The organism is Pseudohalocynthiibacter aestuariivivens (assembly GCF_018457175.1).
GTDB classification, from domain to species: Bacteria; Pseudomonadota; Alphaproteobacteria; order Rhodobacterales; family Rhodobacteraceae; genus Pseudohalocynthiibacter; species Pseudohalocynthiibacter aestuariivivens.
The window spans coordinates 227,917-243,509 of sequence record NZ_JAGFNU010000002.1 but is presented as its reverse complement, the minus strand read 5'-3'; the positions used below and the strand labels follow the sequence as shown (position 1 = coordinate 243,509).

The 15,593-nt window shown below is 53.4% G+C and carries 15 protein-coding genes; 10 read left to right on the top strand and 5 right to left on the bottom strand.

Features of this window, described 5'->3' with window-relative positions; genetic code table 11:
* Window positions 1–56: 56 nt before the first annotated feature.
* Window positions 57–830: a 3-hydroxybutyrate dehydrogenase gene (locus J4E70_RS05085; protein ID WP_213888003.1), complete on the bottom strand. Its 774-nt coding sequence runs from the start codon at window positions 828–830 to the stop codon at window positions 57–59.
* 268 nt (window positions 831–1,098) lie between these two features.
* Here J4E70_RS05085 and J4E70_RS05080 point away from each other — a divergent pair, with 268 nt between their 5' ends.
* The 4 genes from J4E70_RS05080 to J4E70_RS05065 all read left to right on the top strand — a co-directional run bounded on the left by J4E70_RS05080 (window position 1,099) and on the right by J4E70_RS05065 (window position 4,257).
* A complete protein-coding gene (locus J4E70_RS05080; protein WP_213888002.1) occupies window positions 1,099–2,913 on the top strand; it encodes an extracellular solute-binding protein in 1,815 nt (604 codons plus the stop codon).
* Window positions 2,914–2,915: 2 nt separating this feature from the next.
* Window positions 2,916–3,029, top strand: a complete 114-nt coding sequence (locus J4E70_RS05075) for an entericidin, EcnA/B family (protein WP_213888001.1) — start codon at window positions 2,916–2,918, stop codon at window positions 3,027–3,029.
* Window positions 3,030–3,133: 104 nt separating this feature from the next.
* Window positions 3,134–3,610, top strand: a complete 477-nt coding sequence (locus J4E70_RS05070; RefSeq protein WP_213888000.1) for an arsenate reductase ArsC — start codon at window positions 3,134–3,136, stop codon at window positions 3,608–3,610.
* Window positions 3,607–4,257 (top strand): MIP/aquaporin family protein, encoded by a 651-nt coding sequence (locus tag J4E70_RS05065; RefSeq protein ID WP_213887999.1) that lies wholly within the window; start codon window positions 3,607–3,609, stop codon window positions 4,255–4,257. The genes J4E70_RS05070 and J4E70_RS05065 overlap by 4 nt, the downstream gene beginning before the upstream one ends.
* Here the strand turns inward: J4E70_RS05065 and J4E70_RS05060 are convergent.
* Complete coding sequence (locus tag J4E70_RS05060; protein ID WP_213887998.1) at window positions 4,254–4,877, bottom strand: helix-turn-helix domain-containing protein; 624 nt, start codon at window positions 4,875–4,877, stop codon at window positions 4,254–4,256. The two genes, J4E70_RS05065 and J4E70_RS05060, sit on opposite strands and share 4 nt — an antisense overlap.
* A 67-nt stretch (window positions 4,878–4,944) precedes the next feature.
* Here J4E70_RS05060 and J4E70_RS05055 point away from each other — a divergent pair, with 67 nt between their 5' ends.
* The 3 genes from J4E70_RS05055 to J4E70_RS05045 are packed head-to-tail and all read left to right on the top strand — an operon-like array spanning window position 4,945 to window position 8,325.
* Window positions 4,945–6,477 carry a class I adenylate-forming enzyme family protein gene (locus J4E70_RS05055; protein WP_213887997.1) on the top strand — a complete coding sequence of 511 codons (1,533 nt, stop codon included), beginning with the start codon at window positions 4,945–4,947 and terminating at the stop codon, window positions 6,475–6,477.
* A complete protein-coding gene (locus J4E70_RS05050) occupies window positions 6,464–7,102 on the top strand; it encodes a DsbA family oxidoreductase (RefSeq protein ID WP_213887996.1) in 639 nt (212 codons plus the stop codon). Before J4E70_RS05055 ends, J4E70_RS05050 begins: the two co-directional genes overlap by 14 nt.
* A 5-nt stretch (window positions 7,103–7,107) precedes the next feature.
* The gene (locus J4E70_RS05045) at window positions 7,108–8,325 is read left to right on the top strand and encodes a multidrug effflux MFS transporter (RefSeq protein ID WP_213887995.1); all 1,218 of its coding nucleotides are present in this window, start codon (window positions 7,108–7,110) and stop codon (window positions 8,323–8,325) included.
* Here J4E70_RS05045 and J4E70_RS05040 read toward each other — a convergent pair.
* Window positions 8,322–9,038 carry a helix-turn-helix transcriptional regulator gene (locus J4E70_RS05040; protein ID WP_213887994.1) on the bottom strand — a complete coding sequence of 239 codons (717 nt, stop codon included), beginning with the start codon at window positions 9,036–9,038 and terminating at the stop codon, window positions 8,322–8,324. The two genes, J4E70_RS05045 and J4E70_RS05040, sit on opposite strands and share 4 nt — an antisense overlap.
* A gap of 112 nt (window positions 9,039–9,150) precedes the next feature.
* Here J4E70_RS05040 and J4E70_RS05035 point away from each other — a divergent pair, with 112 nt between their 5' ends.
* Complete coding sequence (locus J4E70_RS05035) at window positions 9,151–9,687, top strand: peroxiredoxin-like family protein (RefSeq protein WP_213887993.1); 537 nt, start codon at window positions 9,151–9,153, stop codon at window positions 9,685–9,687.
* Window positions 9,688–9,691: 4 nt separating this feature from the next.
* On the opposite strand, the gene mfd is transcribed toward J4E70_RS05035, so the two are convergent.
* Together mfd and J4E70_RS05025 are read right to left on the bottom strand one after the other, a co-directional pair.
* The gene (mfd, locus tag J4E70_RS05030) at window positions 9,692–13,153 is read right to left on the bottom strand and encodes a transcription-repair coupling factor (protein ID WP_213887992.1); all 3,462 of its coding nucleotides are present in this window, start codon (window positions 13,151–13,153) and stop codon (window positions 9,692–9,694) included.
* A gap of 36 nt (window positions 13,154–13,189) precedes the next feature.
* Window positions 13,190–13,747, bottom strand: a complete 558-nt coding sequence (locus J4E70_RS05025) for a component of SufBCD complex (RefSeq protein WP_246531613.1) — start codon at window positions 13,745–13,747, stop codon at window positions 13,190–13,192.
* Window positions 13,748–13,829: 82 nt separating this feature from the next.
* Here J4E70_RS05025 and hemB point away from each other — a divergent pair, with 82 nt between their 5' ends.
* Together hemB and J4E70_RS05015 are read left to right on the top strand one after the other, a co-directional pair.
* Window positions 13,830–14,828 carry a porphobilinogen synthase gene (hemB, locus tag J4E70_RS05020; RefSeq protein WP_213888153.1) on the top strand — a complete coding sequence of 333 codons (999 nt, stop codon included), beginning with the start codon at window positions 13,830–13,832 and terminating at the stop codon, window positions 14,826–14,828.
* Window positions 14,829–14,958: 130 nt separating this feature from the next.
* Window positions 14,959–15,519 (top strand): lipid-binding SYLF domain-containing protein, encoded by a 561-nt coding sequence (locus J4E70_RS05015; RefSeq protein ID WP_213887991.1) that lies wholly within the window; start codon window positions 14,959–14,961, stop codon window positions 15,517–15,519.
* Window positions 15,520–15,593 lie beyond the last annotated feature (74 nt).

Here is a 15,593-nt window from a genome sequence, read left to right as displayed (position 1 = left end):
CAACGTCCGTCAGATCGGTTTAGCCGCCGCCGCAACGCATTCGGAATGCAGGTCTCTTACAACGCTGTCCAGCCACCATCCACGCTGATGGTAGTTCCGGTTATCTGCGCCGCCGCGTCAGAACAGAGGAAGACAACGGTTCCGCCGATCTGCTCAACCGTTGCAAATTCTTTGGACGGTTGGCGTGTCAGCATAACGTTCTTGATCACGTCTTCCCGGCTCATGTCATATTCCCGCATTGTATCGGGAATTTGCGCCTCAACGAGCGGTGTCAAAACATAGCCGGGGCAGATCGCATTTGCTGTTATCGGCTGTTCAGCGGTTTCCAGAGCAACCGTTTTTGTCATCCCAACCACCCCGTGTTTGGCTGCGACATAGGCTGCTTTAAAGGGAGACGCCGTCAGACCATGCGCCGAGGCGATGTTGACCACCCTGCCCCAGCCAGCATTTCGCATCATGGGTAGCGCAACAGCAGTGGTGTGGAACGCAGAATTCATATTGATTGCAATGATCGCATCCCATTTGTCGATGGGAAATTCATCAATCGGACAGACATGCTGAATGCCCGCATTGTTAACCAGGATGTCGCACTTGCCAGCCTGCTTTATCAGGCTGCGGCAGTCGTCCGCTTGGGACATATCTGCCTTGATGTAGCGTGCATTGATTCCATGCGTTCTGGCGATGCTTTCAGCCAGTGCATGATCTTCATCCCGATCCGTGAACGAGTTCAGAACAATATCCGCCCCGGCTTTGGCCAATTCCACAGCAACGCCCAAACCAATGCCGGAGTTGGATCCGGTGATAACCGCTGTTTTTCCTGATAGTGACATGACGACCCTTCTTTCTGATACTCGGCGAGACTATAATTGCTGCACCTGCAAAATCTACAGCTAGTGGTCATCAGAGACAAAAAAAACGCCAGCACGAAGCTGGCGTTAAGTTATTGAGGCAGGTTTCATACAGGCAAGAAACCTATCGAGCAGTGACTCTCTTATACGCAATCTACCGCCACTGGCCAAGCTAAAAGTTTGAATTGACAGCAAAGCATTGGTAGCGTCAGCGCTAGTCAAACAAGGGAACCCGAGGATTGTTGCCAAAATGAGATCAATTAATTTCCGTGCGTGTCGATGCCTTGGGACTGCAATTGTCATGTTCTGCAGCGCAGGAATCGGACTGGCTGAACCGCGTCATGGCATAGCTATGTATGGCGAACCGGCTTTACCACCTGATTTTGTGTCTCTGCCCTATGCGAACCCCGATGCACCAAAGGGGGGGCGCATCGTTGTTGGCGAATCTGGTGGCTTTGATTCGCTCAATCCTTTCATCCTGAAAGGCACTGTTCCCTGGCAGCTACAGTTCCTGACTTATGAAAGTTTGATGGGCAGAAGCTGGGATGAACCCTTCACGCTGTACGGTCTTTTGGCCGAATCGGTAGAGACAGGACCGAATCGGGAATGGGTGGAATTCACGCTGCGCAAAGAGGCACGATTCTCAGATGGCAACCCTGTCACGCTGGATGACGTCATATGGTCATACGAAACACTCGGCACGGTTGGGCATCCGCGCTATCACGGGGCATGGGCTAAAGTCGCCAGCACAGAGGTGGTTGGTGAGCGTACTGTAAGGTTCACGTTCAATGTTGAAGATCGTGAACTTGCCCTGCTGATGGGGCTTCGCCCGATCCTGAAAAAGTCACAATGGGACGGGCTAGATTTTACGCAATCCGGACTTGAGAATATTCCAATTGGAACTGCACCCTACGTTGTTGAGGAATTTGAAGCCGGGCGTTTTGTAAAACTCAGACGCAGCCCTGACTATTGGGGGCGTGACCTGCCCTTTCGGCGCGGAACAAATAATATTGATGAAATCCGTATTGATTTTTACACAGATGCCAGCCTGCTTTTACAGGCCTTCAAAGGCGGTGAGCTATCTCTCAAAAGGGAATTCAACGTCTCCGACTGGGAAACACAGTATGATTTTCCCGAGGTTCAGTCTGGCGATATCGTGAAATCAATTGTCCCGCATCAACGCCCTTCCGGCATTACCGGTTTCGTGATGAACACACGGCAAGACCAGTTCAAGGACTGGCGGGTGCGAGATGCGATGATTCACGTTTTTAACTTCGAGTTCATAAACGCAACCAAGACAAACGGTCAGCAGCCAAGGATCACGTCATACTTTTCAAACTCTGTTTTGGGAATGCGAGACGGGCCAGCAGAAGGTCGCGTGGCTGAACTTCTGGCGCCTTTCAGGGACGAACTGTTGCCGGGCGCGCTTGAGGGCTATTCGCTGCCGGTCTCTGATGGAACAGAACGCAACCGCAAAAACCTGCGCGCTGCGCTGCGTTTGATGGAGCAGGCTGGCTGGACAGTACAGGAAGGTGTGATGAAGAATGCCCAGGGACAGCCATTCACATTTGAAATTCTGCTAAAACAAGGCAGTGCTGAGAACCAGTCGATCATCAATATTTACACCCAATCCCTGCAACGGCTTGGCGTTACCCCAACCGTCACCGTGATTGACAGCGCGCAGTATCAGGAACGCACAACCACATATGATTTTGACATGACGTATTACCGGCGCGGCTTGTCGCTTAGTCCGGGCAATGAACAGAGGCTCTATTGGAGTTCAGAGGGAGCAACAGAGCCAGGGTCGCGCAATTGGATGGGAATGGAGTCTCCGGCTGCTGAAGCGATGATTGATGCCATCCTGCAATCAGAAAACAGAGATGAGTTTGTCGCAGCGACCCGCGCCCTTGATCGGGTTCTCACAACGGGCCGATATGTCATTCCGATATACCAGTGGAATATTTCACGTATTGCTCATGTGCGTCAGCTGCAGTATCCGGAGACTTTACCGATGTATGGCGACTGGGTTGGGTTTTTGCCCGACGTCTGGTGGTGGAAGGAATGAAAATGATCAGAGTTTTGCTAATCACCGCTCTTTTGGGGCTGTCAGCTTGTGCAACCGTCGAAGGTTTTGGCCGCGATGTTTCAGCCGGCGCACGAAAGGTTGGCGACGCATTCTGAGCCTGTGTAAGTCTTCGAGCTAACGAAGCGACCGACCGACGACAAAATGGCCTTGGTGTCGTTTTGTCGTGAAAGTGTTACAAAAATTGTCTATCGCGCAGCCTATGAATATACTTGTCCTATGCACCGGAAACTCGGCACGGTCTATCCTGCTGGAGTCCATTATTAACCACAGCAATATACCCGGTTTGCGGGCGTATTCTGCCGGTTCGCGCCCGTCCGGATCGGTTCACCCACAATCGCTACGGCTGTTGTCAAAGTTAGGGCACAATACGCGCGACGCCAGATCCAAAAGCTGGGATGAGTTCGCGGAACCTGACGCGCCAGAAATGGATATTGTGATCACCGTTTGCGGTTCCGCTGCCGGTGAGACCTGCCCGATCTGGCCCGGTGCCCCGGTGCGCACCCATTGGGGTGTCGAAGATCCTGCAGCAGCTGCAGAACGAGACTGGGAAAGGGCGTTTCAGGAGGCTTATGATATTTTGGCAAAACGCGCGGCTGCGTTGTTGTCTTTGCCCTTGGACCGGCTTGATGTTAACGAGCTAAAAGAAACGCTTGATCGCATCGGAAAACTGACATGATACGTAAACTGCTGGCGGAGTTTATTGGTACAGCATTTCTTCTGATTGGCGTCGTCGGTTCCGGGATTATGGCAGAGTCGCTTGCTGGTGATAATATCGCGCTGGCACTGCTTGCGAATGCAATTGCCACTGGCTGTATCCTTTACGCAATCATCACAACCTTAGGCCCGGTATCCGGTGCGCATTTTAACCCGGCAGTGACCTTGGCCTTTGCAATTCGCAGGGAACACGACGTGTCAGACGTGCTGCCATATGTTGTTGTGCAGATCGCGGGTGGCATTATCGGGGTTTGGGCCTGCCATCTGATGTTTGACCTGCCGATATTGCAGCTATCAAATACTGACCGAACCGGCGTTAACCAATGGGCAAGCGAAATAATCGCGACCTTTGGTCTGTTGCTGGTTATCTTTGGTGGTATCAAGCATCGCCCAGACGCCGTGCCACCGCTTGTGGGCCTGTACATCACAGGGGCTTACTGGTTCACGTCCTCAACCAGTTTTGCGAACCCCGCCGTCACGATTGCGCGTGGGTTTTCCGATACTTTTGCCGGGATCAATCCTGCGCATATCAGCATGTTCATATTGACGCAGATCGTTGGCGTGGGTGTTGCGGCAATTGTACTGCCTATTCTTTTTCCGAAGAACTAGTTTAGTGATGTTACCCAAAGGATCATAGCGTCTTCCGGGCTTGTTGAAATCACATTGTGTCCCATTGATGCGTCGTAATAGGCGCTGTCACCGCGGCGCATATCAACGGGTTCGTAAAACTCGGTGTAAAGACGCACCCCGCCAGTCAGAACGTACAGAAACTCTTCACCGTCGTGCCGCACCCAGCCGTCAAATTCTTCCGGGCTTCGCGCGCGCACTCTGGCGCGGTAGGGAAGCATTTGTTTTTTTACCAGCGATACCGCGAGAAGTTCGTGCTCATATGTAGTTGTTGCATGGCTGTTTCCCTCACCGGATTTTGTAATATCCATGCGCCCGTTAACTTGCTCGCGCAAGGGTGGGGTGAACAGTTGCGGCACTGATATCTGCAACCCCTCGGCCAGTTTTTTCAACGCCTCATATGTGGGTGACATCTGGCCATTTTCGATTTTAGAAAGCGTTGAACGCGCCAGCCCGGCGTGTTTTGCTGCCTGTTCAAGCGTCCAGTTTTTTGCTTTGCGTAACTCGCGGACGCGAACGCCAAGGTTAAGCGGTTCTGCGCGCGTTTCTTCTCCGTTCTCGCGTGCGATTCTTATGATACTTGGCTGACTTTTTCTTTCCATGGGCTGACGTATAGAACCAAGCGCAGTTGGCTTGCAACTTTTCCGATGCGGGCGTAGCAGACTATTCATGTTTTCTTTGTTTGACCAAGGCCCGCCAGCCCCCTGCCCTGACCCGTTCAACATGGCGGCTTATGTATTGGGTTCGGCGGCAACGCTGCCAGAAAAACCAGCGCTTGAAATTCTGTTTCCGGATCGTTCAGAGGTCTGGACATATTCAGAACTGGAAAAGGTAGTTCGCGCAACTGCAACAGGGTTGCAAGAGCTTGGCCTGAAGCCCGGAGACCGCGTTTTGATGCGGTTGGGCAATACTGTGGAATTCCCAATCGCCTTTCTCGCATGTATTGCAGTTGATTTGATACCGGTGCCGACAGCCGCGCAGCTTACCGAGTATGAGGTCGGCAAGATCATTCACGAGATTGAACCAAAGCTAATTATTGCGGCCTCCGGGGTCCCCTACCCGTCAGATCCACCCTGCAGGGTGGTAACTGAAGAGGTTATGGTTGCGATGCAGTCGTTACCCATGGCTGATTTCATACTGGGCGACCCCGAACGTCTAGGCTACGTCATCTACACGTCTGGCACATCGGGAAAGCCACGCGCGGTTTGCCACGCACACCGCGCTATATGGGCGCGTCGCATGATGTGGGATGGATGGTATAGTTTACGGCAGGACGACCGGTTGTTGCATGCTGGAGCGTTTAACTGGACTTACACGCTTGGCACCGGTTTGATGGACCCCTGGACAAAAGGGGCAACAGCGCTGATCCCATGTCCCGGGACGGACTCAACCACGTTTCCCCAATTAATACGGGCCCATAAGGCAAGTTTATTTGCAGCGGCCCCCGGGGTTTATCGGCAGTTGTTGAAAACAAACGAAACGATTGACGCACCTCAGCTGCGTCATGGGTTCTCAGCCGGTGAAAAGCTACCCATCAGCACCAAGGAACGATGGCGCACAGCCACGGGCACCGAAATTTTTGAAGCATACGGCATGTCGGAATGTTCAACCTTTGTATCGGGTTGCCCGGACCATCCACCTTCAAAACGCAGTTTCGGCTATCCGCAGCAGGGCCGCCGCATTGCGGTTTTGGATGAAACGGGTGCATTGGTGCCCTCAGATACACTAGGAACACTGGCAGTTTCAAATCGAGATCCCGGTTTGATGCTTGGGTATTGGAACGCCGAAGATGAAACCAAATCGCGATTTATAGGCGAGTGGTTTGTTACCGGCGACACTGTGTCTATGGCAAAGGATGGTGCAATCACCTATCTGGGCCGCGCGGATGATATGATGAATGCTGGCGGTTTCCGGGTTTCCCCGATCGAAGTTGAATCTGCGCTTAATGCTCACCCGGATGTGCATGAATCCGCAGTTGCAGAAGTTCGCGTAAAAGCAGACACTACAGTGATTGCGGCTTTTTATACCGCAGATAAACCCCTGACGGACGACGACCTGAACCGCTTTGCCGCGACCCGGCTGGCCCGCTACAAGACACCACGGCTATTTGTACGGGTGGAAACTTTGCCAAAAGGCGCAAACGGCAAGCTGCTAAGGCGCGCATTAAGACAAGAATATGAGGACCTCCATGGTCAAGCTTGATATCCTATCCGACCCGATCTGCCCATGGTGCTATATCGGAAAATCCTACCTGGATCGCGCACTTGAAGCGCATCCTGAGCACCCATTCAATATTGAATGGCATCCCTTCCAACTGAATCCGGATATGCCCGCCGAAGGCATGGATCGGCGGGAGTATCTGGAAGCAAAGTTTGGTGGCCAGGAAGGCGCGCTTCGTGTTTACGGACCCATCGCCAAAACGGCGGAAGAAGCCGGGCTTGATATTGATTTTGCTGCGATGACACGTACGCCAAATACGCTTGACGCACATCGACTCATTCATTGGGCAGGGCTTGAGGGGCGTCAGACACCCGTCGTATCCGCTCTGTTCCGCGCATATTTCAAAGAGGGGCGTGACATTGGCGACACTGATGTTTTGGTCGATGTAGCCGAAAAGGCTGGAATGGACCCTGCCATGGTGCGGCATTTGTTGTCCGGAGATGCGGACAGCGACGACATCCGCGCACGCGACGAACACGCGCGCGCACGTGGTGTAAGCGGGGTTCCCTGCTTCATCGTGGCCAATCAGCACGTTTTGAGCGGCGCACAACCTCCTGAACTCTGGGGTGAAGTTGTTGAAGAGATTCTTGAGCAGATAAAAGACTGAGATCTATGCCGCAGCGCCTGCCCATTGTAGAATTCGTCGCCTTGATGGCGATGTTGTTTGCGACCATCGCGTTTTCGATTGATGCGATGTTGCCGGCGCTGCCCGAAATCGGCAAAGAGTTGTCACCAACAGAACTGAACCGCGCGCAGCTTGTTGTGACGAGCTTCGTTTTCGGAATGGGAATCGGGACGTTTTTCACCGGACCGATTTCTGACGCCTTTGGTCGTAAACGTGTGCTTCTAAGCGGCTCGGCGCTTTACATTTTCGCGGCCTGGTTTGCCTGGCAAACCGAAAGCCTGGAGACAATGTTGGCCGCACGCGCCCTGCAAGGGCTTGGTGCTGCCGGGCCAAGAGTTGTTGCACTGGCAATTATCCGGGACCTTTATGCAGGCCGCCAGATGGCAAAAATCATGTCGTTTACCATGCTTGTCTTTTCGCTCGTTCCGGCGATTGCCCCGTCGCTAGGCGCTGTGATCATTCATTATTTCGGCTGGCGCGGAATCTATGCTGCCTTCGTTATCTTTGCGACGGCCACCGGGCTTTGGCTGGCGTTCAGGCAGACAGAAACATTGCCACGCACTGCACGCATTCCGCTTCGCATTTTCAACTTTAAAAACGCACTAAAGGAAGTGTCAGCCAGCAAGATGTTTGTTCTGTCAACGATGGTGCAAACCTTGACATTTGGCATTTTAATGGCGGTCATTTCGTCCACACAGCAGATCTATGATGTTACCTTTGGTGAAAGCACTTACTTCCCTCTGTGGTTTGGTCTAACCGCTGTGATTGCCTCATCCGCAAGCATTGTGAATGCAGTCTTGGTGGTGCGTCTGGGAATGCGCTACCTTATCGGCATCGCGCTTCTTGGTCAGGTTGCGTTTTCCGGAACGATGGCGCTGGTGACGGGGTTCGACCTCTGGCCGGTATGGGCTTACTTTCCGGCCTTCTTTATCTGGACGACATCGATTTTCTTTATGGTTGGTCTGACAATCGGCAACCTGAATGCTTTGGCGATGGAACCCATGGGTCATATCGCCGGAATGGCGGCATCAATTATCGGGGCTGTATCAACTGTGCTGGCCGTGGTGATTGCTGCGCCAATAGGATTGGCTTTCGATGGAACGCCATTGCCGCTGGCAATTGGCACGTTCGCTTGTTCCGTTCTTGCAAGCCTGCTCATGCGCCGGATGAAAAACCTGGAACGTGTAAAACACAACCATATCTAGGCGGCCTGTCTGCGCAAATCAGAGGGGGATACTCCCTCAGCTTTTCGAAATGCGCGTGCGAAGGCATCGGCCGAACCATAGCCGTAACGCAACGCGACCTCGTTCACCCGTGCTCCGGCAATAATCTCGTCACGCGCCCGCGCCAGACGCCATTGCCTGAGGTATCCCATAGGGGGATCACCCATCACCGCACGGAAACGTGCCATAAACACAGACCGCGACATACCAGCCACCGCTGCCAGATCATCGGTGTTCCAGTTTCGTCCCGGCTGATCATGGATAGCGACCAATGCCCGCGAAAGACGTGGATCAGACAAACCGGCCAATACGCCAACCTCGGCACGACCAAATTCTATAGCGCTGCGTAGGAAGTGAATCAGAAGCACCTCCGCATAGCCTGCCATCAAGGTTTCAGCCCCACATCTGGGCCTTTGCAGTTCCGCCTCGCAAAGTTCCAGAATGGGATAAATTGCATCTTCGGGCGCGACCGGATGGCTATGGCAGCCAACAGCCGTCAGCAGGGAATCGAGCGCGCCTGTGTTTGAGAACCGTACAGCAAGAATCGTGTCTGACCGTACGCCATGGCTGGATGTCGCAAGAACATATCCATCTTTATTCTTCAGAACAAAAAAACCTGCGTCCCGCAAAGGAGGCGCCGAAACAGTTTTGATCTGCAAGAATTTAACGAGCGAAGCGAGCCGATCAAGAGACATCTGAGCTACCCTTGTCAGGACGTATTATCGTATATTACGTCACTTTTACGACCATTAGTGGTCTATAGACAAGGAATGAATTCATCGAGACACAGCGTAGAAGGATAAGAAAATGCTTGTACCCCGCGAAAAAACCCCTGAACTTACGGTACCTCTTCTTGGGGGTGGCCAGTTTGATCTTGCGACCGACGGTGCAGATCTTGGAACTGTCGTTTGCTTTTACCGCGGACTGCATTGCCCGATCTGCACAGGTTATCTTGCCGAACTTGAGCGCCTGACACCAGAGTTTGAAGAGCGCGGTGTGAAGACGGTTGCGATCAGCTCAGATGGTGTGGAGCGCGCGCAAGACATGGCGGACAAAATGAAGACAAAAAACCTTCGCTTTGGCTATGACCTGTCGCTCGAAAAGGCGCGTGAATGGGGGCTTTATATCTCGACCTCTCGCGGCAAAACCTCGATTGGTATTGAGGAGCCTGCGCTTTTCTCTGAACCCGGCCTGTTCATGGTGAACAAGGATCAGTCGCTTTATTATATGTCCGTCCAGACCATGCCATTTGTGCGGCCTCATTTTAAAGAACTGCTTGGCGCAATCGATTTCGCAGTTGCCAACGGCTACCCTGCCCGCGGTGAATACACCGGCGCGGTCTAAAAACTCAGCGCGCCTTTGCGGCCTTTTCTTTCGCGACGACTTTTTCTGCCAGATCGCGGGCAATCGCAAAGGCGCCTTTAATTTTGTCGGCTTCACTTTTCCAGTCACGCCGCACGATAATCTTGTTGTCGCGTACTTTCGCCAGCCCGTTCTGGGCATGGATGAAATCTACCAATCCTTCGGGTGAGGCGAATTTATCGTTGTGGAACTGGATGGTTGCGCCTTTTGGACCACCGTCAAGCTTGGCAATACCTGCGCGTTTGCACATCGCTTTGATCCGCACAACCAGCAGCAGGGTGTTCACCTCTTTCGGCAGCTTGCCAAAACGATCAATAAGTTCGGCGGCGAAGCCTTCCAGTTCCACCTTTGTCGTTAGGCCAGAAAGACGTCGGTAAAGCCCGAGACGCACATCAAGGTCAGGAACAAATTTTTCCGGGATCAGCACGGGTACACCCAGGTTGATCTGAGGCGCCCATTGGCCGTCACCATCGACCACACCTTCCAGTTGGCCCGATCTGATCTTGGAAATCGCCTCTTCCAGCATGGATTGGTAAAGTTCATATCCAACGTCGCGCATCTGACCCGATTGTTCTTCACCCAGCAGGTTGCCCGCCCCCCGGATATCAAGGTCTTGCGAGGCCAGCGTGAACCCGGCGCCCAGTGCATCAAGGCTGCCAAGCACACGCAGGCGTTTTTCAGCGTTTGGTGTCAACGGGCTGCGAGGCTTGGTGGTGAGGTAAGCATAAGCCCGGGTCTTGGAACGCCCCACCCTGCCCCGTATCTGGTAAAGCTGTGCAAGGCCAAACATATCCGCCCGGTGAATAACCATCGTGTTGGCTGTTGGTATATCCAACCCGCTTTCTATAATCGTCGTTGCCAGCAAAACATCATACTTGCCGTCGTAAAAGGCGTTCATCCTGTCATCGAGCTCACCTGCTGCCATTTGCCCATGGGCGACAACAACGCTGACTTCAGGCACCTGGTCTGCCAGAAACGCCTCTATCTCTGGCAGGTCCTTGATGCGCGGTACAACAAAGAAGCTTTGCCCGCCGCGATAATGTTCCCGCAACAGGGCTTCTCTGAGCGTGATCGTATCAAATTCGCTGACGTAAGTGCGGATTGCCAGACGGTCGACAGGGGGCGTGCCAATGATGGAAAGGTCACGCACCCCGGACAGCGACATTTGCAAGGTTCGCGGGATCGGGGTTGCCGTAAGCGTCAGAACATGAACGTCACTGCGCATTTCCTTCAGGCGTTCCTTATGGGTCACGCCAAAGTGCTGTTCTTCGTCTATGACCAGCAAACCAAGGTTCTTGATGCGAATGGTCTTGGCAAGCAGTGCATGGGTTCCGATAACAATATCGATCGTTCCATCAGCCAGCCCGCTTTTTGTGGCGGCGGCCTCTTTTGCTGACACAAATCGCGATAACTGCCGCACCTCTACCGGAAAACCCCGGAAGCGGTCAGAAAAGCTCTTGTAATGTTGGCGAGTCAAAAGTGTTGTTGGGGTGATGACGGCAACCTGGACGCCGGAAAGTGCTGCGATAAACGCGGCCCGCATTGCGACCTCAGTCTTTCCAAAGCCTACGTCACCGCAAATGAGCCGGTCCATCGGCTGACCCGAACCCATGTCGTGCAGAACATCCTCGATCGCGCGCAGTTGGTCTTCGGTTTCCTGATAGGGGAAACGGGCTGAAAACGCCTCCCACATACCATGGGGTGGTTCCATGATCGGCGCACGGCGCAAGGCGCGTTCCGCAGCAAGCCGGATCAGCTTGTCAGCTATTTCACGAATACGCTCTTTAAGTTTGGCTTTCTTGGCCTGCCATGCGCCACCACCAAGGCGGTCTAACAACCCCTCTTCGTGGCCAAACTTTGAAAGAAGTTCAATGTTTTCAACAGGTAGAAACAAACGGTCGCCGCCTGCGTATTCAAGCGCGATGCATTCATGCGGCGCGCTCATCGCTGTTATGGTTTCCAAGCCCTTGTAGCGCCCAACGCCGTGATCGACATGGACGATCAAATCGCCCGGGCTGAGGCTTTGTGTTTCTGTCAGGAAGTTTTCCGCGCGTCTTTTACGTTTTGGCGCTCGGATCAGCCTGTCACCCAGCACGTCCTGCTCAGAGATGACGGTCAGCCCTTTCGCGACAAAGCCATGCTCAAGCGCCCAGACCGCAAGGTGCACACCGCCTGTTCCGTCAGGGACATCGCGGTAATCTTTGATAAGATTGGTGCTGGTCAGGCCCTCGTCAGCCATCAAGCCCTGCAGGCGCTCCCGTGCGCCCTCTGAATAGCTTGCGAGAATTACCTGGCTGTTGTGTCTGATAGCATTAATATGACCTTTTAAGGCGCTAAAAAGGCTTACATTTTCAAGTTGACGTTCTGGCGAAAAATTTCGACCGATCCGCCCTCCTGCATCGATGACGCCGGGCCCGGTCGCGCGTGGTAGCGGGTGCATTTCGATAACACGATGCCCATCAATCGCCGCGTTCCAGGCGGTGTCGTCCAGATAAAGCAATTCGGGCGGAACCGGTTTATAGACCGTATCCATCCTGCCTTTTTCACTCAGCGCCAGATGACGGGTTTCGTATTGATCTGCAATCGAGTCCCACCGCGCAAGGCGTGTTGGCGTTACCTGATCGTCCAGAAATACGCTGGCGTCCGGCAGGTAGTCAAAAAGGGTTTCTAGTCGTTCGTGAAAAAACGGCAACCAATGCTCTACACCATGATGTTTGCGCCCGGCGCTGATCGCTTCATAAAGCGGATCATCCGTTCCCGCAGCGCCAAATTCGATGCGATAGTTCTGTCGGAACCGGGTGATCGATGCATCATCCAGTATCACTTCGGACACCGGGGCCAGCTCGATCACGCTTAGCTTTTCAGTTGTGCGCTGCGTTGCGGGGTCAAATCGTCGTGCACCATCCAATACATCGCCGAACAGATCCAAACGTACCGGCCCACTTTCGCCCGGAGGATAGATATCGATGATTCCCCCCCGAATTGCGTAGTCGCCGGGTTCCATCACCGTTGGGGTTTGGCTAAACCCCATACGCGTCAGAAAGTTGCGTAAGGCAGACTCGTCTATCTGTTGGCCGACCTGTGCTGAAAAAGCGGCTTCTTTCAAAATGCTGCGCGCCGGAACCTTTTGCGTTGCTGCGTTTAAGGTGGTTAGCAGAATGAACTGCCTTGGCATGCCGTGGGCAAGCCCCGCCAGTGTTGCCATACGCGTGGCCGACACATCAGGATTTGGTGACATCCGGTCAAACGGAAGACAATCCCACCCGGGAAAATGGATAACTACGGCATCGGGCGCAAAGAACGCAAGCGCCGCCTGCATTGCGGCGACCCGCTTATCATCCCGTGCAATATGAAGAATCGGCCCGCCGGTTTTCGCCAGCTCCGAGGCGATGATCTGTGCGTCAAACCCTTCGGGGGCTCCGCCAGCGGTTATGTGATTGGCAGACATTCAGTGACCCTATTTTTGGTGCTGCTTGTTTCAGTCTCAGCCTAAAACACCGACCGAAACATTTTGGTACATACCCCAAAGCGACGTGACGAAAACGGACACCATACCAATAACCTGCGTCCATATCCTATGGCGGTGAAGCCTTTGGCAAAGCTCCTCGCCCGTCGGTTTAACATCTGCAATCAGGCGTGCGGTGGACAAGCTCAGCAACCCGACACCAGACATCGGGAACGCCAGCAGAAACACCGCCTGTGCGAATTCGATCCAGTAATAAAAACCGAGAATTGCAAGACTCGACAGAATAAAAAACCCGATCCCAAGAATCCACAAACCCGACACCCGTGCAATATAAAGCAGCCGTCTTGAGTTGATGCGCACCATATCTTCGAGATCAACCATTGCCTGATCACCATTGCGTTTCGCACGCAGGACCATGTCATATGGAACTCCCAGAATCCAATGGCTGGCAGACGACCAGACAACAGCAAGCGAAATCCAGAACCAGAGATTCGAGAAAGACCGCATATCAATCAGTTCAAAGACACTCAGATACCAGTTCACTCGCAATCCCTCATAGCGTGTTTCGGCGGACATTATCTGCGCTTTTGTCCGGATGCCACCCTTGAGATGCATGCCAATCCGTGCGACGCAGAAGAAAATGAAAGAAAGCAACCCCATGCGACCAACAATTGCACCGTTTCCAGCCGCACGACTGCGCCGTTCACGCAAATCTGAAGCGCTGCGCGCTTTGACCCGGGAAAACACTTTGACGGTCGATGATCTGATCTGGCCGGTTTTTGTGCGTGATGGTAAGGGCGAGCGTGACGCAGTCAGTTCCATGCCAGGTGTGGAACGACTCTCTGTCGATCAGGTTTCAAAAGCTGCAAAAGAAGCGGCTGCGCTTGGCATACCAGCGATTTGCATCTTCCCTTACACCGAAGCCGCGCAACGAACCGAAAGCTGCGAAGACGCGTGGAACCCGGATAATTTGTCGAACCGTGCAATTCGCGAGATCAAGAATTCGGTTCCCGAAATCGCGGTCATGACTGATATCGCGCTTGATCCGTACAATGCCAACGGACATGACGGGTTTGTGGTCGATGGCGAAATTGTGAACGACGAAACGGTCGAAGCGCTTGTGAAAATGGCTCTGGCGCAGGCAGAGGCCGGCGCGGATATACTGGGTCCGTCCGATATGATGGACGGGCGGATTGGTGCGATACGCAATGCGCTTGAGGCCGAGGGGCACAAAAACGTTTCGATTCTGTCCTACACCGCCAAATATGCCAGCGCCTTCTTTGGCCCGTTTCGGGATGCGGTGGGCGCCAGCAGCGCGTTAAAAGGTGACAAAAAAACCTACCAGATGGATCCCGGCAGCAGCGACGAAGCGCTTCGTCTGGTCGAACGTGATCTGATGGAGGGGGCCGACATGGTGATGGTCAAACCCGGTATGCCTTACCTTGATATTTGCAGGCGCGTTAAAGACACATTTGGCGTGCCCACGTTCGCCTATCAGGTCTCAGGTGAGTACGCGATGATCAAAGCCGCGGCCCAAAATGGCTGGCTTGATGGTGAAAAGGTTATGCTTGAAAGTCTTTTGGCTTTTAAACGAGCAGGTTGTAACGGTGTGTTGACCTATTTCGCCCCGGAAGCCGCGCGTATTCTTCAAGGCTAAGTATTAGTGCAATTTCTCGCCTAATTCCACAACATCTGGTGACAGACCACTATCTATGCCGTATAGTCACGTGCAGGATCGGCCAGAATAAGGCCGGCACATCGTCAGGCATTATCAAAGGCATCAAAAAATGAGCAGTTATTCACGTCGTAGCTTTATCGTCAGTGCAGGCGCCGTAGCGGCAACAACCGCTGCATGTGGAAATGGTATTGGCAGCAATGGTGCCGAGTCGATCGATGCGCGGGTCGCGGGTACACTCAACCATATGTATGCAACCTACCCTGGCACACGCGATCTCAGGGATAAATCCACCGGCATGCTGGTGATGCCTCTGATGACTGAGGCTGGCTTTGGTGTTGGCGGTAGTTACGGGCGTGGCGCGCTTCAGATCAACGATGTGACGGTTGATTACTATTCTGCCACGTCTGCTTCGATCGGCCTCCAGATCGGCGCACAGCAGTTTTCACATGTTTTGTTTTTCATGACAAATGAAGCGTTGGAGACCTTTCGCCGCTCGAGCGGTTGGGCCGCCGGTGCAGATATGGAATATGCCGCCATAGATCAGGGGGGCAACCTGGGTGTTGAGACTACAACCGTTCTTGATCCGGTGATTGCCGTGATCTTCGGGCAGGCAGGCCTACTTGTTGGGGCTACACTTGAAGGCACAAAATATACACGTATCATTCCGTAAGCCCGATGTCTTTTTTGCGCTTGGCGACGGCTTTCGCTGTAACTGTCGCCAAGGCAGTTGTGCCCAAATTCGAA